This is a genomic window from Pseudomonas sp. 14P5.3.2, assembly GCF_057799175.1.
In genome coordinates this window covers 18,838-41,224 of sequence record NZ_JBYOKU010000046.1, presented here as the reverse complement: position 1 = coordinate 41,224, position 22,387 = coordinate 18,838, and the positions used below count along the sequence as shown (strand labels likewise).

The window sequence follows — 22,387 nt, the reverse complement described above, 5'->3', positions numbered from 1 at the left end:
AAAGCTCAGGAAAAAAAGGTCAAACCTTTCCGCAGCTCCTACAGTGGCGGTCATGCAGGCACAAAAAAGCCCCGCTTTCTGTAGAGAGAGCGGGGCTTTTCAATGGGCGAGGGGTTAGCCTCGCCGTGCAGCATCAGAAGCGGTAAGTAGCGCCGACACCGAAGCCGTTTGCCGAGTTTTCATACTTGGCGTCGTAGGTCTGGCCACGATCGTTCTGGTTGCGGATATTGACCGCCTCTTCCTTCAGGTACGAGTAAGCGACGTCGATGGTCAGGTCTTCGGTCGGGCTCCAGCCGGCACCGATGCTGAAAATGGTCCGGTCGCCAGTAGGGATACGTGGCGAACGGTCGACGTTGTTGGTCGGCGATTGGTCGAAGGTCAGACCGGTACGCAGTACCCATTCCTTGTTCAGCTGGTACGAAGTACCCACGGCGTAGGCCCAGGAGTCGTGCCAGTTCTGTTCTTCGGTGATCTCGCCGAACTGACCGGCCAGCAGCGGCTGCACGCCCGAGTTTTCAACGGTGATCTTCTTCAGCTGGCTCCAGCGGGTCCAGGTCGAACCGGCGTAGACGTTCCAGCGGTCGTTGATCGCTTGAGTAACCGAGAAGTCCACGGATTCAGGTGTGGTGATCTTCAGCGAAGCGTCGTACTTCTGGCTGGCACCCAGACCGACTGCAGCCAGTGCGCCGTAGTTGACCTTGGTGTTGCCTTCGAGCTTGTAGTCGACTTTCGAGTGGTAGGTCAGACCCAGGCGAGTGGTGTCGGTGGCCTGTACCAGTACGCCGATGTTGTAGCCCAGCGCGGTGTCGTCACCCTTGATCTTGACCTTGCCGTCCGGCGCCAGTTGAGTCACCGAGAGGTTCGACTCGAGGGTGCCGTCGATGCGGTTGATGGTCGGACCGAAACCTACCGAGACCACGTCGTTGAACTTGTAGCTGACAGTCGGCTGGAAGGTGATGACCTGGACTTCGGACTTGCTGCCGAAGTAGCGGCCGGCAAAGCCTTTTTCGTAGTCGGTAATCAGGCCGAACGGCACGTACACGCCGAGGCCGAATGCCCAATGCTCGTCGATCGGTTTGACGTAGAAGCCCATAGGTACGGAGGTGAAGGGCACCATGTCGCCTTTGTTGCTGCCGCCGTTAGGGCTGGAGCTGGCGTCGCTGATATCGGTTTTGGCATCGAGGAATGCCACACCGCCGGTGACTTGTTCGCGCGTGAGGCGCGACATGCCGGCAGGGTTGCCATAAACAGTGCTTGCGTCGTCGGCAGAGGAAGATCGCCCAGCGTAACCAGTGCCCATCCCGCTGATGCTGTGTTCGTTGATGGCAAAGCCAGCTGCGAAGATCTGGGTGGATGCCATGGTAACGGCGAGGCTAAGGGTGGTTTTGAGCATGACTTTTTTCATTATTAGAACTCCTGGTGATCACCGGGGCGAAAATTACCAACATTTTCGTCCCAGCGCTATAGTCCGTATAGCCTGAGTTAGAGCGGTTTTGTAGGACAATCCGACCAAAATCCTGACCTGTTGGCCGATCTTTGGAAACTGCAGGGTCAACATGCGACCTGATTCACAGGTGAAACACAGGTGTGCCAGGCGTAAGTAAAGTCGCGCAGGCGGCCTTGGGGCTGGAAGGTCTGGCGCCAGATTCGCGCCATGCCCAGCAGGTCATCGGCGTCGGGGAGCTGAGTGTTTTGTTCTTCGACCAACAGCCAGGCAATGGCGGTGGCGTAACGCAGGTTGACGGTCAGTTCGAGGTGCGGGCCGCTCAAAAAAGCATGTTGGCTGGCGAGGCCGCGAACCAGGCTTGCGCGTTCCGGATCGAGTGCCAGGTAATGGTCCCAGAGAGCCTGATGGCGGTGCTCGGCAATCCGGTAGAGGCCGTGGCCACGGCGGTCATGCAGGGCGGAGCCGAGGGCGGATTGGCTGGCGGCGATCCCCAGTAGCAGGGATTCGGCGGTTGCGCAGTGGCGTCCCAGATAGATCAGTGTGGGACGGATCACATAGCGGCACAGTTCGCTGGCAGCGATACCCATAATGCCCTCGATTCTTGTAATTGGGCGGCGATACCTGAAGGGGCCTTGGCAGCGGTGGATCGAATCAGGCTCGCCGAAAGCGGATCAAGCCGCTTGAGTTGAAGTGTAGTGTCATATTCGCGACGTAAAGGCCTGTTTTTAAAATATTTCCAGCCGCGAGCCAAAAGCGTTATATCCGATGGTGCTTAGGCGCGGAGGGCTAAAAGCGAAACATCGGGCAATAAAAAGCCCCGCATTTTGTGCGGGGCTTTTGCTTTTGCAGCCTTTTCGGCTCTCAGGCAATCAGGGCCTGACGTGTACGATCGATCACGGCCTGCAGCGGTTCGGCGCTGGAGTATTGATCGGGGTACAGACGCTCGCTGTGGCGAGCGATCCCGTGTTCATTGACCACGGTGAAGCTGAAGCAGCCTTTGCGAGCGGCCATGATCAGGCAGTTCATTGGGGCAAAAGCGTTGGTTAGGGTGCGAATGGCATCCTGAGTATGGATTTGAGTAGACATAGTTATTAGGTGTTCCTACAAATGACACGGATAAGAACCGTGCAACGTTAAAACGTTCCAGTAATGTCGACCACCGTTGGTCGAACAAAGAACCCGACTGGAACAAAGCAGCCAGTTTGAAGCGCTATTAAGTTGGCGCGCTTGGGCTGGCAGGTAGGTACTTAGGAGGACAGGCAACACATCAAGGGCAAAGGTTCTGGGCCCGGGGTGAAGATCCTGATCAATTTGCAGGCTGGTTCGGTCAGAGTAAGTGGTCTTCGCAACACCCTTTGCATTCATTCAAAGGCAGTGTCGGCGCAAGATTTACCTGGAAACCATCGAGGGGTCGTTCCCGCTTTTTTCGGTGAAGGGCTTCTTGGAAGAAGGTTGACCGTGGGGATGTGTTCGACCGGAATTGACTTTCAGCTTGGTACTAACGCCGCGGATAGTAACGGAACGTCTTGGGCAATGCAAACCCCTTTGTAAAAAAGATTTCGTGAATCGCCAAGCATTGAGGTGGTGTCCCGCTTCTTCGCGAGCAGGCTCGCTCCCACATGGGAAATACCATCCAGTGTGGGAGCGAGCCTGCTCGCGAAGGGATCACCCTGATGAACCGCCGGTCGCCACAAAAGCGTGCAGGCATATCCGTCACCAACCCGCTTATCCCCAGCCCGAGAAGCAAAACGACCCGAAAAAGCGCATCGATATAACCGGGTAACAGGTACTTGTGCACATTAGTTGCGCAGACCGTAACCTCACTGTCATATCAATCCTGACCCCGGTAGCTGCCTGCATCAAAAGTTTAAGTCAATGAAAAATATCGTCTTTTTTTGTTGGTGAAAAAATCGTCAGTTTGACTGCGGGCCCCATTCCACAAGGCTTTGCGCGAGTTCGGGAGCGGTTGTCCACTGAGTTATCCACAGCTTCTGTGGATTGTCCCTAGCGCTTGCTCTAGCACGGGCGTGCCGGGTTTTTTTTGACTTTACCTGTACGAAAAAGAGAGTAGAGTGGCGCGCCCTCAGATCTGTCCCACAGTGTTTTATGAAGTTTCGCTCAGTATCAGGCTCTGTTACCTCCGAACACCCTCGTGTTACCTCTCCCAAGCGATTTTCCGTGCGTGTGGCCGAATGGCTGCTCGACAGCCCGCGTCTGGGCGATAGCCGCAATGCCAAGCATCTGGCGGGGCGTCTGCTCAAGCAACCGGCACGCGAAGGCGTGGTTGCGGCGCAAAGTCGTCTCGGTCAGTTGATGTGCCGCGAGTGCGGCAATGCCCGGGATCGGCGCATCGGTCAGGATCTGTTGCGTCAGGCCGCCCGCGCCGGTGACCGGCGTGCACAACAGGAACTCGGTCTGCTCGAAGACTGAGCTGTCCAACGTCCCACGCCTTGGTTAACCTTCAGGCTTTATCGGATCGGCAGGAGTGGCTATGGCTATGGACTTGACCAGCGTGTTGCTGGGTCTGGCGGGCGCGGGACTGCCGCTGCTGGCGCTGGCCTGGCAACTGCAACGGCGGGCCAGCGACCGGCAAGCCGAGGTCGCCTTGCTCGAAGAGCGTCTGACCATGGCGCAACTGGCGCAGGACGGGCTCAACGCCCAGCTTGAGGCAAGCCGCGATGAAATCGTCGACCTCGGCCAGGCCAATGCCGCCAAGCAGGCGGAGCTGGCTGCACTGCGCCGCGAAGTCGAGCTGCTGCAGATCGAGCGTGATGACGCCCGTGACGCTTCGCACGCCTGGAACATCGAGCGCGCCAACAAAGAAGCCGAATTGCGTCGCCTCGACGCGCAGGCTGCGTCGCTCAACGCCGAATTGCGCGAGCAGCAGGAAAGCCATCAGCAACGCCTCAACGACCTGCAGGGCTCGCGCGATGAGCTGCGCGCGCAGTTCGCCGAACTCGCCGGGAAGATCTTCGATGAGCGTGAACAGCGCTTTGCCGAGACCAGTCAGCAGCGCCTCGGCCAGTTGCTCGATCCGCTGAAAGAGCGCATCCAGTCCTTCGAAAAACGCGTGGAAGAGAGCTATCAGGCCGAGGCTCGCGAGCGCTTCTCGCTGGCCAAGGAGCTGGAGCGTCTGCAGCAATTGAACCTGCGCCTGAGTGACGAAGCGACCAACCTGACCCGCGCCCTCAAAGGCCAGAAGACCCAGGGCAACTGGGGTGAGCTGATTCTTGAGCGAGTGCTCGAACACGCGGGTCTGGAGAAGGGCCGTGAGTACCAGACCCAGGTCAACCTCAAGGGGCCGGATGGCGAGCGCTTCCAGCCGGACGTGATCATTTACCTGCCGGGCGACAAGCAGGTGGTGGTCGACTCCAAGGTCAGCCTGACGGCGTATCAGCAGTACGTCGCCGCTGAAGATGACACCCTCGGCCAGATCGCGATCAAGCAGCACGTGCTGTCGCTGCGCAGCCATGTCAAAGGCCTCGCAGGTAAGGACTACAAACGTCTGGAAGGCCTGCACAGCCTCGATTTCGTCTTGCTGTTCGTGCCGATCGAAGCAGCATTTTCCGCCGCCTTGCAAGCTGAGCCGACGCTGTTCCAGGAGGCCTTCGACCGCAACATCGTGATCGTCAGCCCGACCACGTTGCTGGCGACGTTACGGGTGATCGACAGCCTGTGGAAGCAGGAGCGGCAGAGCCAGAACGCGCGGGAAATCGCCGAGCGAGCCGGTTGGCTGTACGACAAATTCGTGCTGTTCATTCAGGATCTGGACGAAGTCGGCAATCGCCTGCAACAGCTGGACAAGGCTTACAGCTCGGCGCGCAACAAACTCACGGAAGGGCGCGGCAACCTGGTCAGCCGCAGTGAGCAGCTCAAATTGCTCGGTGCGCGGGCCAGCAAGAGTTTGCCGGCGGATCTGCTGGAGCGGGCGATGACCGATGTCGATGGACTGGTCGAACTCCCGGAATAACCCGAAGAGCTTCGCGAGCAAGCTCGCTCCCACAGTGAAATGCATTCCAAAGGTGGGAGCGGGCTTGCTCGCGAAGGCGTCAGCGGTAGCGCTGCAACACTCAAGTCGAACGGTTACAACGGCACATACCGACTCAACAACGCCCGCAACGCCGCCGGTTTCACCGGTTTGGCCAGATAATCCAGCCCCGCCGCATGCACCTGCGCCACCGTCTCCGGTCGGCCATCAGCGCTGATCACCACGCCCGGTACCGGTTCGCCCAACGTGGTGCGTAGCCATGCCATCAGCTCGGTCCCGGTATCGCCGTGATCGAGGTGATAGTCGACCAGTGCCAGTTGCGGTCGCACACCCTCGTTCAGCAACGCCGCGCATTCCTCGCGATTGCGCGCCGTCCACACCTGACAGCCCCAACGAGTCAGCAGGCTGTTCATGCCAATCAGAATGCTGTCTTCATTGTCGATGCACAGCACCTGCGCGCCGCTGAGCAGCTTGCCGTTCAACTCCACCGCAGTTTTCTGTGGCAGCGATTGCGCCCGGGCCAGCGGCACACTGACACTGAACACACTACCGCGCCCCGGCCACGAACGTACGCGCAGGGTATGGCCGAGCACGCGACACAAACCGTCGGCAATCGCCAGGCCCAGACCCAGGCCCTTCTCGGCGCGGGTCTGATGGCTGTCGAGGCGTTTGAATTCCTCGAAAATCACTTGTTGTTTGTCTTCCGGAATTCCCGGCCCGCGATCCCACACTTCCAGACACAGCTCGCCATCACGCCGACGCACGCCCAGCAGCACCGGGCCCTTGGCATAGCGGAAGGCGTTGGTGAGGAAGTTCTGCAGAATCCGTCGCAGCAGCTTGATGTCGCTGTCGATGCGCAACTGGCTGCCGCGCACACGGAACTTCAGGCCTTGTTCCTGCGCCAGCGCCTTGAATTCGGCGCCGAGCGTATCGAACAGCTCATTGAGCGCGAACGGCTTGGGATCGGGGTTGATCTTGCCGTTCTCCAGGCGGGAAATATCCAGCAGGTCGCTGATCAGGTCTTCTGCCGAACGCAGCGAACTGTCGAGGTGTTGCACCAGTTTCTGCGCCTCGCTGCTCAAGCCGTCGTCCTGATGGGAGAGGGCGGCAGAGAACAAGCGAGCGGCGTTCAACGGCTGCATCAGGTCATGGCTGACAGCGGCGAGGAAGCGGGTTTTCGACTGGTTCGCCGCCTCGGCATGGCCCTTGGCTTCGGTCAGTGCGACGTTGAGTTGCGACAGCTCCTGCGTGCGCTCGCTGACCCGTTGTTCCAGGCCTTCGTTGGCCTCGGTCAGCGCCTGCTCGGCTTCGCGGAACGCGGTAATGTCAGTGAAACTCATGACGAAACCGCCACCAGGCATCGGGTTGCCGATCAGCTCGATCACCCGGCCGTTGGGGAACAAACGTTCGGAAGTGTGCGCGCGGCCCTGACGCATCCAGTGCAGGCGTCGGGCGACGTGGACTTCCGCCTCGCCGGGGCCGCACAAGCCACGTTCGGCGTTGTAGCGAATGATGTCGGCAATCGGCCGGCCGACGCTGATCAAGCCGTCCGGGTAGTTGAACAGCTCCAGATAGCGGCGGTTCCAGGCCACCAGTTTCAGCGACTGGTCGACCACGCTGATGCCTTGGGTGATGTTCTCGATCGCGCCTTGCAGCAAGGCGCGGTTGAACTGCAGGACTTCCGAGGCTTCGTCAGCGATACGGACGACGTCCTCCAGCTGCATTTCCCGACCTTCGATGGCGGCTTTTACTACGGCGCGCGTCGAAGAAGCACCGAGCACGCCGGCCAGCAAACGTTCGGTGTGGGCGATCCATTCGCCATCGGCGTTCTGGTTCGGATTGAAGCCTTTGCCCTGACGGTAGGCAAAACGAATGAAGCTCTGCCGCGCACGTTCTTCGCCGACAAAGCGCGCCGCCAGTTGCAGCAAATCATCGATCTGCACCGCCAGCATCGAACGCGCACTCGGCCGCGCGCTGATTTCCTGACCGATAAAGCGCCCGGCCTGCCAGTGTTCCGAAACCCGCGTGCGCGACAGCACCGAGACCCAGGCGAACAACGTGAAGTTGCCCGCCAGCGACAGCACCACGCCTTGGGTCAGCGGGGTGATCGGCAGGTTCAGCGGGTTGCTGTGCAGCCACGCCAGACCGGGAAAAGTGCTCAGTGACCAGCCGAGGCTGTGGGCGGCAATCGGCAGGATCAATGTGTAAAACCAGAGGAACGTGCCCGCCGCGAGACCGGCGAACACCCCACGACGGTTGGCCTGTTTCCAGTACAGCGCGCCGAGCATCGCCGGGGCCAGTTGGGTGACAGCGGCAAAGGCGATCTGGCCGATGGTCGCCAGGCTCGCGGTGGAGCCGAGCAAGCGGTAGCTGACGTAGGCCAGCAGCAGAATCAGCACGATGCTCACCCGGCGTACCGAGAGCATCCACTGGCGGAACACCTCGAACGGGCGCTCGGCGTTATTACGCCGCAGTAGCCACGGCAACAGCATGTCGTTGGAGACCATGGTCGACAGCGCCACGCTGGCCACGATCACCATGCCGGTGGCCGCCGACGCACCACCAATAAATGCCAGCAACGCCAGGGCCGGATGGGCCTGGGCCAACGGCAGGCTGATCACGAACGAATCCGGAAGCACGTGACTCGGCAGCATCATCTGCCCGGCGAGGGCGATCGGCACCACGAACAGCGCGGCCAGCGCCAGATAGGCCGGGAACACCCACTTGGCCAGACGCAGATCCTGCGGGTCGATGTTCTCCACCACTGTGACGTGAAACTGCCGCGGCAGGCAGATGATCGCCATCATCGCCACCCCGGTTTGCACCACCATCGACGGCCAGTTAATCGTTTCCTTCCAGTACTCCTCGAGGCGCGGTGCGAGCATCGCCTGATTGAACAGGTCGTCAAAACCGTCGTACAGCCCGTAGGTCACGAACGCGCCGACGGCGAGAAAGGCGAACAGCTTGACCAGCGATTCAAACGCAATCGCCAGCACCATGCCCCGGTGGTGCTCGGTGGCATCGAGGTTGCGCGTGCCGAAGACGATGGTGAACAGCGCCAGCACCAGCGAGACGATCAGTGCGGTGTCCTGGGCGCGGGTGCCCATGGCGTCGGCACCGGCGCCGATCAGCAGGTTTACACCAAGGACGATGCCTTTGAGTTGCAGGGCGATATAAGGCAGGACGCCGACCAGACAGATCAGCGCTACCACCACCGCCAGCGATTGCGATTTGCCGTAGCGCGCGGCGATGAAGTCGGCAATCGAGGTGATGTTCTCCTGCTTGCTGATCATCACCATTTTCTGCAGAACCCACGGTGCGCCCAGCAACAGCAGGATCGGCCCGAGGTAGATCGGCAGGAATGACCACAGCTGTTCGGCCGCCTGTCCGACTGCACCGAAGAACGTCCAGCTGGTGCAATAAACCGCGAGCGACAGGCTGTACACCCACGCGCGCATCCGCGGCGGCAATGGCGCGCTGCGACGGTCGCCGTAGAAGGCGATGGCGAACATGATGGCCATATAGGCGAGGGCGACGGCGGCGATCAGCCCGGTGGACAACGACATGCAACACTCCCGACAGAAGACTCCCCGGCATTCCTGCCCGGGCGGACAGTCTCGCATGAGTGCGGCGGTTAGTCAGTGTCGACCAAGGTCGTGGCGTGGCGGGGTGTCGCAGGTTTGAAACCGGGTGGTTCTGAGGTGACTGGTCGGGCCTCTTCGCGAGCAGGCTCGCTCCTACAGGTGGAACGCATTCCAATTGTAGGAGTGAGCCTGCTCGCGAAGGCGTCAGTCCTGTTTCAACGCCATATCGATCAATCGATGCAGTTCATCCACCTCCAGCGCCGCCGCAGCAAACAGAATCCGGAACACCACCGGTGCCACCACCAGATTGATCAACCGATCAACGCTCGGCGCCGGCTCGTCTGGGTGACGCTCGATGATGGTCTGCAACTGCGCGCCAATGATCGTCACGCAATACCCCGGCGTGGCGCTGGCCTGCACGTCGCGCATCATGTTGCGCCCCGGCTCCGAACTCATTTCGTCCAGATACTGCTCGGCCCAGGCGCGGATATCACCGCGCAGATCACCGGTCACCGCCGGTTCACTGTCGGGGCGCATGCGGGCGAGGGCGACGTCCGCCAGCAACGCCGTCAGATCGCCCCAGCGCCGATAGATCGTCGAGGGCGTGACCCCGGCCCGCGCAGCGATTTGCGGGACGGTCACGGTGCTGCGCTCCTGTTCTTGCAGAAGCGCGCGGACTGCCGAATGAATCGACTCTTGCACCCGGGCACTGCGGCCGCCGGGGCGTAAACCTTCTTTAATAGCCATGCGCCAGACCTTAACACAAAGAATTTGCTTTAAGCCAAAGCCGAGAGCACACTCCGCAAAAGCAAAAAATTAGCTTTTGCGGAGTGTGCCCATGACCAGCCTTGCTTCCAACCGTGCCAGCCTGATTTTTCTGGCGATCACCTTACTCAGTTTTCTCGCCGCCTCCACGGCGCCGACGCCGCTGTATCACCTGTATCAGGATCAACTGCACTTCTCGGCAGCAGTGCTGACCCTGATTTTCGGCGTGTATGCCCTGAGTCTGCTGGCGGCGCTGCTGACGGTCGGTTCGTTGTCCGATCATCTGGGGCGCAAACCGGTGATTTTCACCGCGGTGCTGCTCAATGCCCTGGCGATGCTGCTGTTCATCCACGCCGACAGCGTCGCCTGGCTGATCAGCGCCCGCGTGCTGCAAGGTTTTGCCACCGGCATGGCCACCGCTGTTCTGAGCGCGACGCTGCTCGACACCGACCGCCAGCAGGGGCCGTTGATCAACAGCGTCGCACCGTTGCTCGGCATGGCGCTGGGCAGCATGGGCTGTGGCTTGCTGGCCGAGTTCGCTCCGGCGCCGTTGCAACTGACTTACTGGTTGCTGCTGGCAATGTTTGTGTTGCAGGCAGTGTATGTCTGGCGTCTGCCGGAAAGCGTCACCCCGCAAGCCGGGGCCTGGGCTTCGCTGCGGCCGACCCTGCATGTGCCGGTTCAGGCGCGTTCGACCTTGTGGCGTGTGCTGCCGCTGAACACCGCAACCTGGGCCCTCGGCGGCTTTTTTGCCTCGCTGGCGCCGTCGCTGCTGCGCACCGCCACCGGTTCGACTTCCAACCTGATCGGCGGTGCGACCGTCTCGGCGCTGACGGTGACGGGCGCGCTGATGATTTTCACGTTGCGCAATCGGCCTGCGACCCGCGCCCTGCAACTGGGCGCCAGTCTGCTGCCGATCGGTGTGCTGCTGATTCTGCTCGGCGTGCACAGCGCCAGTCTGGGGCTGTTTTTCCTCGGCACGCTGGTCGCCGGTTGCGGCTTTGGTTCGGGGTTTCTCGGGGCAGTGCGCAGCCTGGTGCCGCTGGCTTTGCCGCATGAACGAGCGGGGCTGATGTCGGCGTATTACGCGCTGAGTTATCTGGCGTTTTGCTTGCCGGCACTGCTCGCCGGGCACTTGACCCGCACCTACGGCTTGCTCGCGACCACCGACGGTTACGTCGCCGCATTGATCGTGCTGGCCGTCGCCGCGCTCCTGCTCAGCTTGCGTGCGCAAGCGACCAAGGTTTGCAGCGCTCCATAAGTGTGGCGGTTTCAGTTAGCCTTGGGCGGCCCTTCTTTGCATGGATCGACCGATGAAGATTATCCGCAGCAAGTCGTTCACCGCCGAGCGTGCCTGGGGTGCGCTGGACATCGCCAACATGAACGGCATCACCACGCGTCTGCACTGGACCGATCAGCCCTACAAATGGCACGTCAACGATGGTGAAGAAGTGTTCGTGGTGCTCGATGGTCAGGTGCAGATGCGCTATCGCGAACAGGGCGAAGAAAAGCATGTGCTGCTTGAGGTCGGGGATATCTTCTACGCCTCGGTCGGCACCGAGCACGTGGCGCATCCGCAGGGAGTGGCGCGGATTCTGGTGATTGAAAGCGAAGGCAGTGTCTAGACGCTTATCTGTAAAGTAGATAACAGATAGAGAAATTACCCGTTATATAGATATTCGATTCGGTTCTACCATGGACTCAACCTCACCTGAGGACAGGAGTTCATGATGACTTGCCCCAACATAGCCAAACCCGGCATCAAGCCGTTCAGCCAGCTTCAGCATCCGCGTGAAGTGATCCGTCAATTCACCCCCAACTGGTTCGCCGCGACCATGGGCACCGGTGTGCTGGCCCTGGCCCTGGCGCAACTGCCGGTGGCGATCCCCGGGTTGCGCGCGGTGGCCGAAGGTTTGTGGCTGTTCAACATTCTGTTGTTCACCCTGTTTACCTTCGCCTATGCCGCGCGCTGGGTTCTCTTCTTCGATGAAGCGCGGCGGATCTTCGGCCATTCCACCGTTTCGATGTTCTTCGGCACCATCCCCATGGGCCTGGCTACGATTATCAACGGCTTTCTGCTGTTCGGCCTGCCACGCTGGGGCGAAGGCGTGATTCATCTTGCCGAAGTGCTGTGGTGGCTCGACGTGGCGATGTCGCTGGCCTGCGGTGTGTTGATCCCCTACATGATGTTTACCCGCCAGGAACACAGCATCGACCAGATGACGGCGGTCTGGCTGTTGCCGGTGGTGGCGGCGGAAGTGGCGGCGGCCAGCGGCGGCTTGCTCGCGCCGCACCTGGCCGATGCCCACGCGCAACTGGTGGTGCTGACGACAAGCTACGTGCTCTGGGCATTTTCCCTACCCGTGGCGTTCAGCATTCTGACCATCCTGTTGCTGCGCATGGCGCTGCACAAACTGCCCCACGAAAACATGGCCGCCTCGAGCTGGCTGGCCCTCGGTCCGATCGGCACTGGCGCGTTGGGCATGTTGCTGCTGGGCGCTGATGCACCGGCGATCTTCGCCGCCAACGGCCTGCCGGGCATCGGTGAAATCGCTGCGGGCCTGGGGCTGGTCGCCGGCATCACCCTGTGGGGGTTCGGCTTGTGGTGGATGTTGATGGCGCTGCTGATCACCGCGCGTTACCTGCGCGACGGCATCCCGTTCAACCTCGGCTGGTGGGGTTTCACCTTCCCGCTGGGCGTGTATTCGCTGGCGACCCTCAAGCTCGCCAGCACGCTGAACCTCGGTTTTTTCAGCGTGATGGGCTGTGTGCTGGTGAGCCTGCTGGCAGTGATGTGGCTGATCGTCGGTAAACGCACCGTGCAAGGCGCGTGGCGCGGCGAGCTGTTTGTCTCACCTTGTATTGCAGGGTTGAAGAAATAACCTGAAAAGTTTAGGTAATGTGTGGCCTGGATCGCCGATCGAGATTCCAATAAGCAGATCCAGGCCATTCTCTACCGACCTCAGGGAAACACGGAAGATGAGTCACCCCTCACAGTTCAACCTGCTTCGCACCCGGCGCTTTCTGCCGTTTTTCATCACGCAGTCGCTGGGCGCGTTCAACGACAACGTGTTCAAGCAGTCGCTGATCCTCGCCATTCTGTATCGGCTGACCATCGAAGGTGACCGTTCGATCTGGGTCAACCTGTGTGCGCTGCTGTTTATCCTGCCGTTCTTTCTGTTCTCGGCGCTGGCCGGGCAGTTCGGGGAAAAATTCGCCAAGGACGCGCTGATCCGTCTGATCAAACTCGCGGAAATCGCGATCATGGCCGTAGGATCGATCGGTTTTCTCTTCGATCACCTGTCGCTGATGCTGGTGGCGCTGTTTGCCATGGGCACGCATTTGGCGCTGTTCGGGCCGGTGAAGTATTCGATTTTGCCGCAGGCGTTGCGCGAGGATGAACTGGTCGGCGGCAACGGACTGGTGGAGATGGGCACGTTCCTGGCGATCCTTGCCGGGACCATCGGCGCTGGCGTCATCATGTCTTCGACGCATTACGCGCCACTGGTGTCGACCGCGATTGTCGGGATTGCGGTGCTCGGGTATTTCGCCAGTCGCAGCATTCCTCGCGCTGCGGCGGCTTCGCCGGAAATGCGCCTGAACTGGAACATTTTCAGCCAGTCCTGGGCCACGCTGAAACTCGGTCTGGGCCAGACGCCCGCGGTGTCGCGCTCGATTGTCGGCAACTCGTGGTTCTGGTTTGTCGGGGCGATTTATCTGACGCAGATCCCGGCCTACGCCAAGGAGTGGATGCACGGTGATGAAACCGTGGTCACTCTGATCCTGACTGTGTTTTCGGTAGGGATTGCGCTGGGTTCGATGCTCTGCGAGAAGCTTTCCGGGCGCAAGGTCGAGATCGGACTGGTGCCGTTCGGTTCGTTCGGTCTGACCGTGTTTGGCCTGCTGCTGTGGTGGCATTCCGGTGGAATCCCGGAGAGCGTCACCGGCCATAGCTGGACCCAAGTGCTGGGCTTTGCCCATACCTGGGCGGTGCTGGTCGATATTCTCGGCCTCGGTATTTTTGGCGGCTTCTATATCGTGCCGCTGTACGCGTTGATCCAGTCGCGCACCGCCGAGAACGAACGGGCGCGGGTGATCGCGGCCAACAACATTCTCAACGCGCTGTTTATGGTGGTGTCGGCGATCGTTTCGATCGTGTTGCTGAGCGTGGTCAAGCTGTCGATTCCACAGCTGTTTTTGGTGGTGTCGCTGCTGAACATCGGCGTCAACGCCTACATCTTCAAGATCGTCCCCGAGTTCAGCATGCGTTTCATGATCTGGCTGCTGAGCCATTCCATGTACCGCGTCGAACACCGTAACCTCGAAGCGATTCCGGACGAGGGCGCGGCATTGCTGGTGTGCAACCACGTGTCGTTCGTCGATGCGCTGCTGATTGGCGGCGCGGTGCGTCGGCCAATTCGCTTTGTCATGTACTACAAGATCTACAACCTGCCGGTGCTGAACTTTATCTTCCGCACGGCGGGGACGATTCCGATTGCCGGACGCAACGAAGACATCCAGATCTACGAAAAAGCCTTCACCCGGATTGCCCAGTACCTGAAGGACGGTGAGCTGGTGTGCATCTTCCCGGAAGGCAAGTTGACCACCGATGGCGAGATCAACGAGTTCAAGGGCGGGCTGACGCGGATTCTCGAAAAAACCCCGGTGCCGGTAATTCCGCTGGCGCTGCAGGGATTGTGGGGGAGCTTCTTCAGTCGCGATCCGAACAAGGGCTTGTTCAAGCGGTTGTGGTCGCGGGTGACGTTGGTGGCGGGTTCGGCGGTGGCGGTGGAGGCGGCGCAGCCGGCGAAATTGCAGGGGTTGGTGGGGGCGTTGCGCGGGACTGTCAAATAGTTGTTGCCTGAATTGGCCCCATCGCTGGCAAGCCAGCTCCCACAGGTTTTCTGGATTTACACAAGATTTGTGTTCACCGGAGATCCCTGTGGGAGCGGGCTTGCTCGCGAAAGCGGCAGTGGCCTAAGCGCTGACCTTGAGGCCGATCAAACCGGTAATGATCAACGCCACGCTGGCCAGCCGAATCAACGCCATCGACTCGCCAAACAGAATGATCCCGGCAATCACCGTGCCTACGGCACCGACCCCGGTCCAGATCGCATAAGCCGTACCCAGCGGCAATTCCTTCATTGCCAGGCCCAACAGGCCGAGGCTGATTGCCATCGCTGCGACGGTCAGTACGGTGGGGAGCGGGCGGGTGAAACCGTCGGTGTATTTCAGGCCGACGGCCCAGCCGACTTCGAACAGGCCGGCGAAAAACAGAATGATCCAGGACATGAAAGACCTCCATCGATTGACGGGGCCGTCCCCAGATTGATAACTCGATCGAGCCGCAGGGTCGTCCCCGCGTAGCGCAATAGTCTGCCGAGCATTAATCCGGGGATCAAGCTTCCCGGTCAGTCGGCCGGCTGCTGCGCCAGCGCCTCACGGTCTTCTTTCTCGCTCATGCGCCGGAAGTACGTCGAGAGCAACGCCCCGGAAATGTTGTGCCAGACGCTGAACAACGCGCTCGGCACCGCCGCCAGCGGCGAAAAGTGCGCGCTGGCCAATGCCGCGCCCAACCCCGAATTCTGCATGCCGACTTCCAGCGCCAGCGACTTGCGCTGCGCCAGTGGCAACTTGAACAGGCGCCCGGTGAAGTAGCCCAGCAAGTAGCCGAAGCTGTTATGCAGCATCACCACCGCCATGATCAGCAGCCCGGATTCGGCAATCTTCGCCTGACTGGCGGCCACCACGGCGGTGACGATGATGACAATGCTGACCACCGACACCAGAGGCAACACCTCCACCGCGTGCCGCACTCTATCGCCGAGCAAACGTTGCGCGACCACGCCGAGCACGATCGGCAGCAGCACCACTTGCAGGATCGACCAGAACAATTCCATGAACGACACCGGCAACCACGCCGAAGCCAGCAGCCAGATCAGCGCCGGGGTCAGCAGCGGGGCGAGGAGGGTGGTAACAGCGGCAATCGCCACCGACAGCGCCAGGTCGCCCCGGGCCAGCCAGGTCATCACGTTCGAAGACGTGCCACTTGGGCAGCAGCCGACCAGAATCACCCCGACGGCGATTTCCGGTGGCAGATGGAAGATCTGGCAGAGCAACCACGCCACACCGGGCATGATCACGAAATGTGCGACCACGCCCAAAGCCACGCGCCACGGATGGCGGGCGACGGCGGCGAAGTCATCGAGTTTGAGGGTCAGGCCCATGCCGAACATCACCAGCCCCAGCAGCGGCACGATTGCGCCTTTGAGGCCGAGGAACCACGCCGGTTGCAGGAACGCGATCACCGCGAAAATCAGAACCCAGTAAGCGAAGGTATTGCCGACAAAGCGACTCAGTGCAGCCAGTGCGCGCATGGCCTGTTCCTTATTATTAGTTACACCACAAAACCAATTGTGGGAGCGGGCTTGCTCGCGAAAGCGGCGGGTCAGCCAAGTCAATGTTGAATGACACACCGCTTTCGCGAGCAAGCCCGCTCCCACATTGGGATTTCACAAGGGGTTTAGATCCCCTGCGGCGTCTCTTCACCACCCAACGCTTCCACCAGCGCCGGCAGGAAGTCGCCGAAGGTCAGCATCATCAGGGTGAAGCTGGCGTCCAGTTGGCCCAGGGCCTCGTCGCCACCGTCCTGTTCCGCCTGATCCTGCAGCAGGTCTTCGAACTTCAGGCGTTTGACGGTCATCTTGTCATCGAGCATGAACGACAACTTGTCCTGCCAGGCCAGCGACAACTGAGTCACGACTTTACCGGTGCTCAGGTGCAACTGGATTTCTTCGCTGGTCAGGTCCTGACGCTTGCAACGCACGATGCCGCCGTCTTCGTGGGTGTCGCGCAGCTCGCACTCGTCCAGAACGAAGAAGTCCGGGGCCGCTTGCTGGGTGGTGACCCACTCGGTCATCACGGCGGTCGGCGCGGTTTTCACGGTCAGCGGACGGACGGGCAGGGTGCCGAGCACTTCACGCATTGTGGAGAGCAGGTCTTCGGCGCGTTTTGGGCTGGCCGAGTTGACCAGGATCAGGCCCTGTTTCGGCGCGATGGCGGCGAAAGTCGACGAGCGACGGATAAAGGCGCGCGGCAGGAACGCCTGGATGATTTCATCCTTGATCTGATCGCGTTCCTTCTTATAGACCTTGCGCATCTGCTCGGCTTCGATCTCTTCGACTTTTTCCTTGACCGCATCGCGCACGACGCTGCCCGGCAGAATGCGTTCTTCTTTACGCGCAGCGATCAGCAGGAAGTCACCGCTGACGTGCACCAGTGGAGCATCTTCGCCTTTGCCGAATGGCGCGACGAAACCGTAGGTGGTCAACTCCTGGCTTGCACATGGACGCGCCAGTTTGGTGGCCAGTGCAGTTTCCAGCGCCTCGGCATCGACAGGCAGGTCTTGGGTCAGGCGATAGATAAGCAGGTTTTTGAACCACATGGGGTGAGTCTCTCCTTTATACAAAGGGGGGCATTATTGTCTTCGCCGGGTCATAGGCCAACCCTTCTCTAAGCCTTTGGAAGGCCTGAGAAAATTAATTAAAAAAGTGCTTGCCAGAGGTTGGGTCGCTCCGTAGAATGCGCGCCACACCGAAGCGAAGGGTGATTAGCTCAGCTGGGAGAGCGTCTGCCTTACAAGCAGAATGTCGGCGGTTCGATCCCGTCATCACCCACCATTCGTTTCAAGTGTTTAGCGCAGCGGTAGTTCAGTCGGTTAGAATACCGGCCTGTCACGCCGGGGGTCGCGGGTTCGAGTCCCGTCCGCTGCGCCATATTCGGTAACCTGGACCACTGAACGCCAGGTCACCACGGAAAAACCCGCTAAAGCGGGTTTTTTTCTGTCTCACGTTTGTACCTTGTTCCATCGGGTTGTGTCGTTTCACCGGTTTTCGGATTTTTTGAAAAAAACTTCAATTAAATCAACACTTTACGAAAACTTGTGGCATAATGCGCCCCGTAACGAAGCGAAGGGTGATTAGCTCAGCTGGGAGAGCGTCTGCCTTACAAGCAGAATGTCGGCGGTTCGATCCCGTCATCACCCACCATTCGTTTCAAGCGTTTCGCGCAGCGGTAGTTCAGTCGGTTAGAATACCGGCCTGTCACGCCGGGGGTCGCGGGTTCGAGTCCCGTCCGCTGCGCCATATTCGGTCACCTGGACCCACTGAACGCCAGGTCACCACAGAAAGCCCGCCTAGTGCGGGCTTTTTGCTGTCTGCGATTTGTGAAATCACTCGATCTCCTCTGTAGGAGCTGCGGCACGCTGCGATCTTTTGATCTTGCTTTTAGAGATCAAAAGATCGCAGCCTCGTTTCACTCGACAGCTCCTACAGAGGAATTCTCACTGTTCGGCATTGCGACTGTGCCGATAGTCACTCACCGCCTCATACACCGCTTTGCGCAAGCGGTTGATCCCGCCAATCGGCCGATGCGCCTCAATACCAAACCATGGGTTGAACGACAGGTTGTCGCATTCTAGATTCAGTGCCGGAGTGTCGAAGTCCTGCGCAGGCAGGGTAATCCGCGCCACGCTTTCAAACGGTGAATCCTGCTCGCGCCATTCGATGCTGGTGTCCTCGATCGGCATGTACCTGTTCGCATCCTGGCGCTGAATCTGCAGCACGAAACACGCGGGCACCCGATCCGTCGACAATTGCTGATTCAAGGCACTGCGCAGGAAGTTCGGCAGGTCATGGTTTTGCGGGGGCAGGGCATACGCCGGGCAATTATCAGGATCCGGTGCTACCCGAAACTTCGCATTGGCCTCACCGAATTTGTAGGGGGATACCGAAAAGTAAGTCGTCCCTGTCGGGCTGTCCGGTGGCGGCGACAGTGTTGCCAGGGCGATGAGCAAGTGGCGGATCTGCCAGGTGCGCGGATCCCAGCCGGGGAAAAATGCCATGATCTTTTTGCCATCAGCCTGAGCCGCTACATTCTGACGATACTCGGCGACATCGCTGACAAAGAAATTCGCATGGCTGAACATCACAAAGTCTTGTTCGTGGCGCTCCTGACGGTCGCCTAGCAGCTGTTTCCCGGGGACATCAAGCAGTTTGATCGCCATGCCCCGGGCGTCGCGGATGCTGTCGAACTGGGGATAGGCGTTGCCATTGGACAGGCGAATCATCGCCTGCCAGGTTTTACCCGGCTCGCTGAATACGCCTTGGCGCAACGCTGGCGCCAGTTCCTGCAGCACCGTCACTTCGGCCTTCACGCAACCGTGGGCCTTGGCATGCGCGTCGCGCAGGTAGCGAGTGCCTTCGCGGTGTTGATCGACGATGCGCACCGCCGTCTGGATCACGTCCTGGGTCATCGCCGCTTCACCGGCGGGAATCTGTTCTTGCGCCGACACCGGGCCGCGGTGTTGCCAGGCGAACCATGCGCTCGCGATGGCCCAGCCCAGCAGGCCGATAATCAGCAATGCCAGCAGGGTTTTGCCGAGCAGGCGTCCCAGCCACAACCAGAGGCGGGCGAGCATGGACGGTCTTTTGTACGAATTGATCATCATGGCAATTGAGCCTCCAACGGTCCGCCCAGGACTTTCAGGTACTCCAGCAATGCCCAGCGTTCCTGCGGTTGCAGCAGTCGACCGATGACGCCATTGCCACGCTCGCCGGCGCGGAACTCATGACCGCTGTTGTGGTTGCCGCTAATCCGGGTGTCGAACAGAAAGCCGTTGGTAAAGGCCTCGGTGCGATATCCCAAGTGGCGTGGGTCGTACTCGAGAGTGCCTTTATAGAAGGTGGTGGCGCGTTCATCCTGGGGCGACAGCAGTTGATAAAGACTCGGTACCGAACCGTTGTGCAGAAATGGCGCGGTGGCCCAAACCCCGGCCAGTGGTCTGGCCTTGTAAGCGACTTTTTCGCGCACGCCGATCGGCAGACCGAAGCCATCGAGTTGTGGCTTTTCCTGAGGGGTGACACCGGCCTCGCGATAAGCGCGGTTTTCGACGAATGCGGTGACGTAAGCCAGGCCCTTGGCCACCGATAGCTGGCTCAGGTCCAATGGCTCTTTGGGCGTTGGATGCAGCTTCACATCCATCTGCTCAAGCTCCTTCAGATCCCATTGCAGCGGCGTCAGGTCGAAACGGTGGTTGGCAATGTTGGTCGCTGCATTCGGATCGGTGCCGATCACCTCCACCGGCAGCATGTGCAAATGCTGCACCCAGCGTTCGCCCTCCTGAGTCTCGCGTGGCACGTGGCAACCGGCGCAGTTCTCGGCAAACAGCGCGCGGCCCCTGGCGGCCAGTGGCTTGTCCACCGCACCCAAGACCTCTTCCGGCCAGGCGGGTGGTTGCAGGTGTTGCAGGGTTTCTTCGATTTTGTGCAGATCACGCACGCGGACACTGGAGGCGTAACGGGCATCGCCCTGCAGCGGCTGACCATTGCTGTCGAAGAAATTCAACGTGGCGCCGACACCCAGTGCCTCCCCGATATTGCGCGCCATCGGTTGCTGTGCCGAGCCGTTCCATTGCACCCAGTCGAACGTCCACATGTCCCACAGTTGCGGGTAGTCCACCGGGGCGTTGGCCACCCGGTAGTTGGTGGGGGAGATCGCGTCGCCGAAGGTGGCGTTGGCGATGCGGCCGAACGCATCGGTGCGTCCCGGGCCTTCTTCGGTGGGGTAGAGGCCTCGGTGAGTGTCGTTCCAGGCGACTTTCAGGAACGTGTTCAGAGACGCCTTGAAGTCCTTGCGCAGTTGCTCGTGGCGCGCCTCATAGTCATTGCCCAGCACATTGCGGGCGAAACGCTCGAATTTCCATGGGTTGTAGTAAGTCGAGGTCAGACTGGCGACCAATGCCTGTCCGAAACTGCCGCCGCGCAATGTCGGAACGCTGGAAGGCAAGACATGCTGCGCCGAACCGCCGTCAATTCGCACGGCCTGGTCCTTGAAGCGTAATTCGCCGGTGTGGCAAGCGGCGCAGGTGATATCGAGATATTGCTCGTTACCGCCGGGATTTCGATGGCGGGCGAAACCGACCGGCAGATTGCCAGGGTTGTTCGGTGTGGCTTTCTGTTGCGGATCAACCAGAAAGCCGAAGCGTGCGAGGTATTCCGGGGACGCGAAACGCTGCTGCGAGAAGGGCAATTCCAGCGCCTCGAACCATTCATAACGCAGGCCTTTGACCTGTGTGCCCTGCGGGGTGAAGTAGTAGGTCTGGCGTTCTTCTTCACTCCACTGGTTCAGGTAATGCACCTTTTGGGCGGGGGAGTAGAACGGTAATTTCGGGTTGGCGACGTAGTACAAAACCACGGCCAGGCCCAAGCCCAGCAGCACGATGATCAGGGTCAGCACACGGTAGAGAAGGCGCAAGTTAAACATCCTTGTCGAGTTGTTGCGCTGTTATGCCCCAGCTGTTGCGGGTGCGGCAAGTGGCCATTACGCCAACTGTGGTAGGAAGTCTCTTCAGTCTCTGTCGGGCCAAGATGACAGAAGCTTCATCGTCCCTTTTCCCGAATGCGTTTTAATCCCTGAACTTATCGGACGTTTCCTGCTCTCATGCCGGTAGCCATTGGTCGTGGCGGCCTGATAAGCTCGCGGCTTTACTCGATTGCCCTTTCGGCGCATGAACAAGGAAATAGCATGAAACAGCATCGGTTGGCGGCGGCGGTAGCCCTGGTTAGCCTGGTCCTCGCGGGTTGTGATTCGCAGACCAGCGTAGAGCTGAAAACCCCGGCGCAAAAAGCTTCCTACGGTATCGGCCTGAACATGGGCAAGAGCCTTGCTCAGGAAGGCATGGATGATCTGGACTCCAAAGCGGTAGCCCAGGGCATCGAAGATGCCGTCGGCAAGAAAGAACAGAAGCTGAAAGACGAAGAACTGGTCGAAGCCTTTGCCGCGCTGCAGAAGCGTGCTGAAGAGCGTATGGCCAAGATGAGCGAAGAGTCGGCAGCTGCCGGCAAGAAATTCCTCGAAGAAAACGGCAAGAAGGCCGGCGTGACCACTACTGCATCCGGTCTGCAGTACGAAGTGATCAAGAAAGCCGACGGCCCACAGCCTAAGCCTACCGACGTAGTGACCGTTCACTACACCGGCAAGCTGACCAACGGCACCGTGTTCGACAGCTCCGTTGAACGTGGCAGCCCGATCGATCTGCCGGTCAGCGGCGTGATCCCGGGTTGGGTTGAAGGTCTGCAACTGATGCACGTTGGTGAGAAGTACAAGCTGTACATCCCTAGCGATCTGGCTTACGGCGCGCAATCGCCGAGCCCGGCGATCCCGGCCAACTCGGTCCTGGTCTTTGACCTGGAACTGCTGGCCATCAAGGATCCAGCCAAAGAAGACGCCGCTGCTGCCAAGTAACAGGCATCGTTAACGGCTTCGCCAACAACGCCTCGCTTATGCGGGGCGTTGTTGCATCTGGACGAAGCTGGCGGTAAACAGAGCGAACGGATGCGGCTCGCAGCAGTCCTAGAGATTGAGGCCGCCAGCGCTAGACGCCCTGAGCTGCCAAGTCAATGAAATATTGGGGTTTTTTATGTGAGTAAAAAACGCCCGATCTGAGCGCGGCCCTTATAAAACGGGGCTTTCAGCGCTGAAATGCAGCTCTGTTCACAAGGTTATCCACAATTTGTGTGGATAACATTTCAACGGGAGAAATAG

At 59.9% G+C, this 22,387-nt stretch carries 17 protein-coding genes and 4 tRNA genes; 11 read left to right on the top strand and 10 right to left on the bottom strand.

Features of this window, described 5'->3' with window-relative positions; translation table 11 throughout:
* Window positions 1-133: 133 nt before the first annotated feature.
* From AC27VU_RS26140 to AC27VU_RS26130, 3 genes are all read right to left on the bottom strand, one after another.
* Window positions 134-1,405, bottom strand: a complete 1,272-nt coding sequence (locus AC27VU_RS26140; protein WP_226500401.1) for an OmpP1/FadL family transporter — start codon at window positions 1,403-1,405, stop codon at window positions 134-136.
* A 146-nt stretch (window positions 1,406-1,551) separates the two neighbouring features.
* Complete coding sequence (locus AC27VU_RS26135; protein ID WP_003223077.1) at window positions 1,552-2,034, bottom strand: hypothetical protein; 483 nt, start codon at window positions 2,032-2,034, stop codon at window positions 1,552-1,554.
* A 274-nt stretch (window positions 2,035-2,308) separates the two neighbouring features.
* Entirely contained in the window at window positions 2,309-2,533 is a 225-nt protein-coding gene (locus tag AC27VU_RS26130) for a hypothetical protein (protein ID WP_003223079.1), read from the bottom strand.
* A 1,020-nt stretch (window positions 2,534-3,553) separates the two neighbouring features.
* On the opposite strand from AC27VU_RS26130, the gene AC27VU_RS26125 reads away from it, so the two are divergent.
* The gene (locus AC27VU_RS26125) at window positions 3,554-3,877 is read left to right on the top strand and encodes an SEL1-like repeat protein (protein WP_080593230.1); all 324 of its coding nucleotides are present in this window, start codon (window positions 3,554-3,556) and stop codon (window positions 3,875-3,877) included.
* Between the two features lie 175 nt (window positions 3,878-4,052).
* Window positions 4,053-5,417: a DNA recombination protein RmuC gene (locus AC27VU_RS26120; protein WP_201138550.1), complete on the top strand. Its 1,365-nt coding sequence runs from the start codon at window positions 4,053-4,055 to the stop codon at window positions 5,415-5,417.
* Window positions 5,418-5,530: 113 nt separating this feature from the next.
* Here the strand turns inward: AC27VU_RS26120 and AC27VU_RS26115 are convergent, their stop codons facing one another.
* Both AC27VU_RS26115 and AC27VU_RS26110 read right to left on the bottom strand, forming a co-directional pair.
* Window positions 5,531-9,001, bottom strand: a complete 3,471-nt coding sequence (locus AC27VU_RS26115; protein WP_103486112.1) for a hybrid sensor histidine kinase/response regulator — start codon at window positions 8,999-9,001, stop codon at window positions 5,531-5,533.
* Between the two features lie 222 nt (window positions 9,002-9,223).
* Complete coding sequence (locus tag AC27VU_RS26110) at window positions 9,224-9,766, bottom strand: TetR/AcrR family transcriptional regulator (RefSeq protein ID WP_003223085.1); 543 nt, start codon at window positions 9,764-9,766, stop codon at window positions 9,224-9,226.
* A gap of 91 nt (window positions 9,767-9,857) precedes the next feature.
* Here AC27VU_RS26110 and AC27VU_RS26105 point away from each other — a divergent pair, with 91 nt between their 5' ends.
* The 4 genes from AC27VU_RS26105 to AC27VU_RS26090 all read left to right on the top strand — a co-directional run bounded on the left by AC27VU_RS26105 (window position 9,858) and on the right by AC27VU_RS26090 (window position 14,638).
* The gene (locus AC27VU_RS26105) at window positions 9,858-11,045 is read left to right on the top strand and encodes an MFS transporter (RefSeq protein ID WP_488725220.1); all 1,188 of its coding nucleotides are present in this window, start codon (window positions 9,858-9,860) and stop codon (window positions 11,043-11,045) included.
* A gap of 52 nt (window positions 11,046-11,097) precedes the next feature.
* Entirely contained in the window at window positions 11,098-11,409 is a 312-nt protein-coding gene (locus tag AC27VU_RS26100) for a cupin domain-containing protein (protein ID WP_473019142.1), read from the top strand.
* A gap of 105 nt (window positions 11,410-11,514) precedes the next feature.
* Complete coding sequence (locus AC27VU_RS26095; RefSeq protein ID WP_488725219.1) at window positions 11,515-12,666, top strand: TDT family transporter; 1,152 nt, start codon at window positions 11,515-11,517, stop codon at window positions 12,664-12,666.
* A gap of 97 nt (window positions 12,667-12,763) precedes the next feature.
* A complete protein-coding gene (locus AC27VU_RS26090) occupies window positions 12,764-14,638 on the top strand; it encodes an MFS transporter (RefSeq protein WP_488725218.1) in 1,875 nt (624 codons plus the stop codon).
* Window positions 14,639-14,761: 123 nt separating this feature from the next.
* On the opposite strand, the gene sugE is transcribed toward AC27VU_RS26090, so the two are convergent.
* The 3 genes from sugE to rdgC all read right to left on the bottom strand — a co-directional run bounded on the left by sugE (window position 14,762) and on the right by rdgC (window position 17,228).
* Window positions 14,762-15,076, bottom strand: a complete 315-nt coding sequence (gene sugE / locus AC27VU_RS26085) for a quaternary ammonium compound efflux SMR transporter SugE (protein ID WP_003223093.1) — start codon at window positions 15,074-15,076, stop codon at window positions 14,762-14,764.
* 119 nt (window positions 15,077-15,195) lie between these two features.
* The gene (locus AC27VU_RS26080; RefSeq protein ID WP_488725217.1) at window positions 15,196-16,161 is read right to left on the bottom strand and encodes a bile acid:sodium symporter family protein; all 966 of its coding nucleotides are present in this window, start codon (window positions 16,159-16,161) and stop codon (window positions 15,196-15,198) included.
* A 146-nt stretch (window positions 16,162-16,307) separates the two neighbouring features.
* Window positions 16,308-17,228 (bottom strand): recombination-associated protein RdgC, encoded by a 921-nt coding sequence (gene rdgC, locus AC27VU_RS26075; protein ID WP_003223096.1) that lies wholly within the window; start codon window positions 17,226-17,228, stop codon window positions 16,308-16,310.
* Window positions 17,229-17,387: 159 nt separating this feature from the next.
* On the opposite strand from rdgC, the gene AC27VU_RS26070 reads away from it, so the two are divergent.
* The 4 genes from AC27VU_RS26070 to AC27VU_RS26055 all read left to right on the top strand — a co-directional run bounded on the left by AC27VU_RS26070 (window position 17,388) and on the right by AC27VU_RS26055 (window position 17,928).
* A tRNA-Val gene (locus AC27VU_RS26070) sits at window positions 17,388-17,463 on the top strand.
* Window positions 17,464-17,482: 19 nt separating this feature from the next.
* Window positions 17,483-17,559, top strand: a tRNA-Asp gene (locus AC27VU_RS26065).
* A gap of 197 nt (window positions 17,560-17,756) precedes the next feature.
* Window positions 17,757-17,832 (top strand) — tRNA-Val (locus tag AC27VU_RS26060).
* A 19-nt stretch (window positions 17,833-17,851) separates the two neighbouring features.
* Window positions 17,852-17,928 (top strand) — tRNA-Asp (locus tag AC27VU_RS26055).
* Window positions 17,929-18,125: 197 nt separating this feature from the next.
* On the opposite strand, the gene AC27VU_RS26050 is transcribed toward AC27VU_RS26055, so the two are convergent.
* Entirely contained in the window at window positions 18,126-19,262 is a 1,137-nt protein-coding gene (locus AC27VU_RS26050) for a catalase family protein (RefSeq protein ID WP_488725216.1), read from the bottom strand.
* 26 nt (window positions 19,263-19,288) lie between these two features.
* The gene (locus tag AC27VU_RS26045; protein ID WP_488725215.1) at window positions 19,289-21,097 is read right to left on the bottom strand and encodes a di-heme-cytochrome C peroxidase; all 1,809 of its coding nucleotides are present in this window, start codon (window positions 21,095-21,097) and stop codon (window positions 19,289-19,291) included.
* A gap of 270 nt (window positions 21,098-21,367) precedes the next feature.
* Between AC27VU_RS26045 and bamJ the strand changes: the two genes are divergently transcribed.
* Window positions 21,368-22,087 (top strand): BamJ family beta-barrel-assembly machinery protein, encoded by a 720-nt coding sequence (gene bamJ, locus AC27VU_RS26040; protein ID WP_003223103.1) that lies wholly within the window; start codon window positions 21,368-21,370, stop codon window positions 22,085-22,087.
* Window positions 22,088-22,387 lie beyond the last annotated feature (300 nt).

Excerpts from the sequence above, each read along its gene's own strand:
- AC27VU_RS26140 (WP_226500401.1), bottom strand. The coding sequence starts at position 1,405 with ATGAAAAAAGTCATGCTCAAAACCACCCTTAGCCTCGCCGTTACCATG.
- AC27VU_RS26135 (WP_003223077.1), bottom strand. The coding sequence starts at position 2,034 with ATGGGTATCGCTGCCAGCGAACTGTGCCGCTATGTGATCCGTCCCACA.
- AC27VU_RS26130 (WP_003223079.1), bottom strand. The coding sequence starts at position 2,533 with ATGTCTACTCAAATCCATACTCAGGATGCCATTCGCACCCTAACCAAC.
- AC27VU_RS26125 (WP_080593230.1), top strand. The coding sequence starts at position 3,554 with ATGAAGTTTCGCTCAGTATCAGGCTCTGTTACCTCCGAACACCCTCGT.
- AC27VU_RS26115 (WP_103486112.1), bottom strand. The coding sequence starts at position 9,001 with ATGTCGTTGTCCACCGGGCTGATCGCCGCCGTCGCCCTCGCCTATATG.
- AC27VU_RS26110 (WP_003223085.1), bottom strand. The coding sequence starts at position 9,766 with ATGGCTATTAAAGAAGGTTTACGCCCCGGCGGCCGCAGTGCCCGGGTG.
- AC27VU_RS26105 (WP_488725220.1), top strand. The coding sequence starts at position 9,858 with ATGACCAGCCTTGCTTCCAACCGTGCCAGCCTGATTTTTCTGGCGATC.
- AC27VU_RS26100 (WP_473019142.1), top strand. The coding sequence starts at position 11,098 with ATGAAGATTATCCGCAGCAAGTCGTTCACCGCCGAGCGTGCCTGGGGT.
- AC27VU_RS26095 (WP_488725219.1), top strand. The coding sequence starts at position 11,515 with ATGACTTGCCCCAACATAGCCAAACCCGGCATCAAGCCGTTCAGCCAG.
- AC27VU_RS26090 (WP_488725218.1), top strand. The coding sequence starts at position 12,764 with ATGAGTCACCCCTCACAGTTCAACCTGCTTCGCACCCGGCGCTTTCTG.
- sugE (WP_003223093.1), bottom strand. The coding sequence starts at position 15,076 with ATGTCCTGGATCATTCTGTTTTTCGCCGGCCTGTTCGAAGTCGGCTGG.
- AC27VU_RS26080 (WP_488725217.1), bottom strand. The coding sequence starts at position 16,161 with ATGCGCGCACTGGCTGCACTGAGTCGCTTTGTCGGCAATACCTTCGCT.
- rdgC (WP_003223096.1), bottom strand. The coding sequence starts at position 17,228 with ATGTGGTTCAAAAACCTGCTTATCTATCGCCTGACCCAAGACCTGCCT.
- AC27VU_RS26050 (WP_488725216.1), bottom strand. The coding sequence starts at position 19,262 with ATGCTCGCCCGCCTCTGGTTGTGGCTGGGACGCCTGCTCGGCAAAACC.
- bamJ (WP_003223103.1), top strand. The coding sequence starts at position 21,368 with ATGAAACAGCATCGGTTGGCGGCGGCGGTAGCCCTGGTTAGCCTGGTC.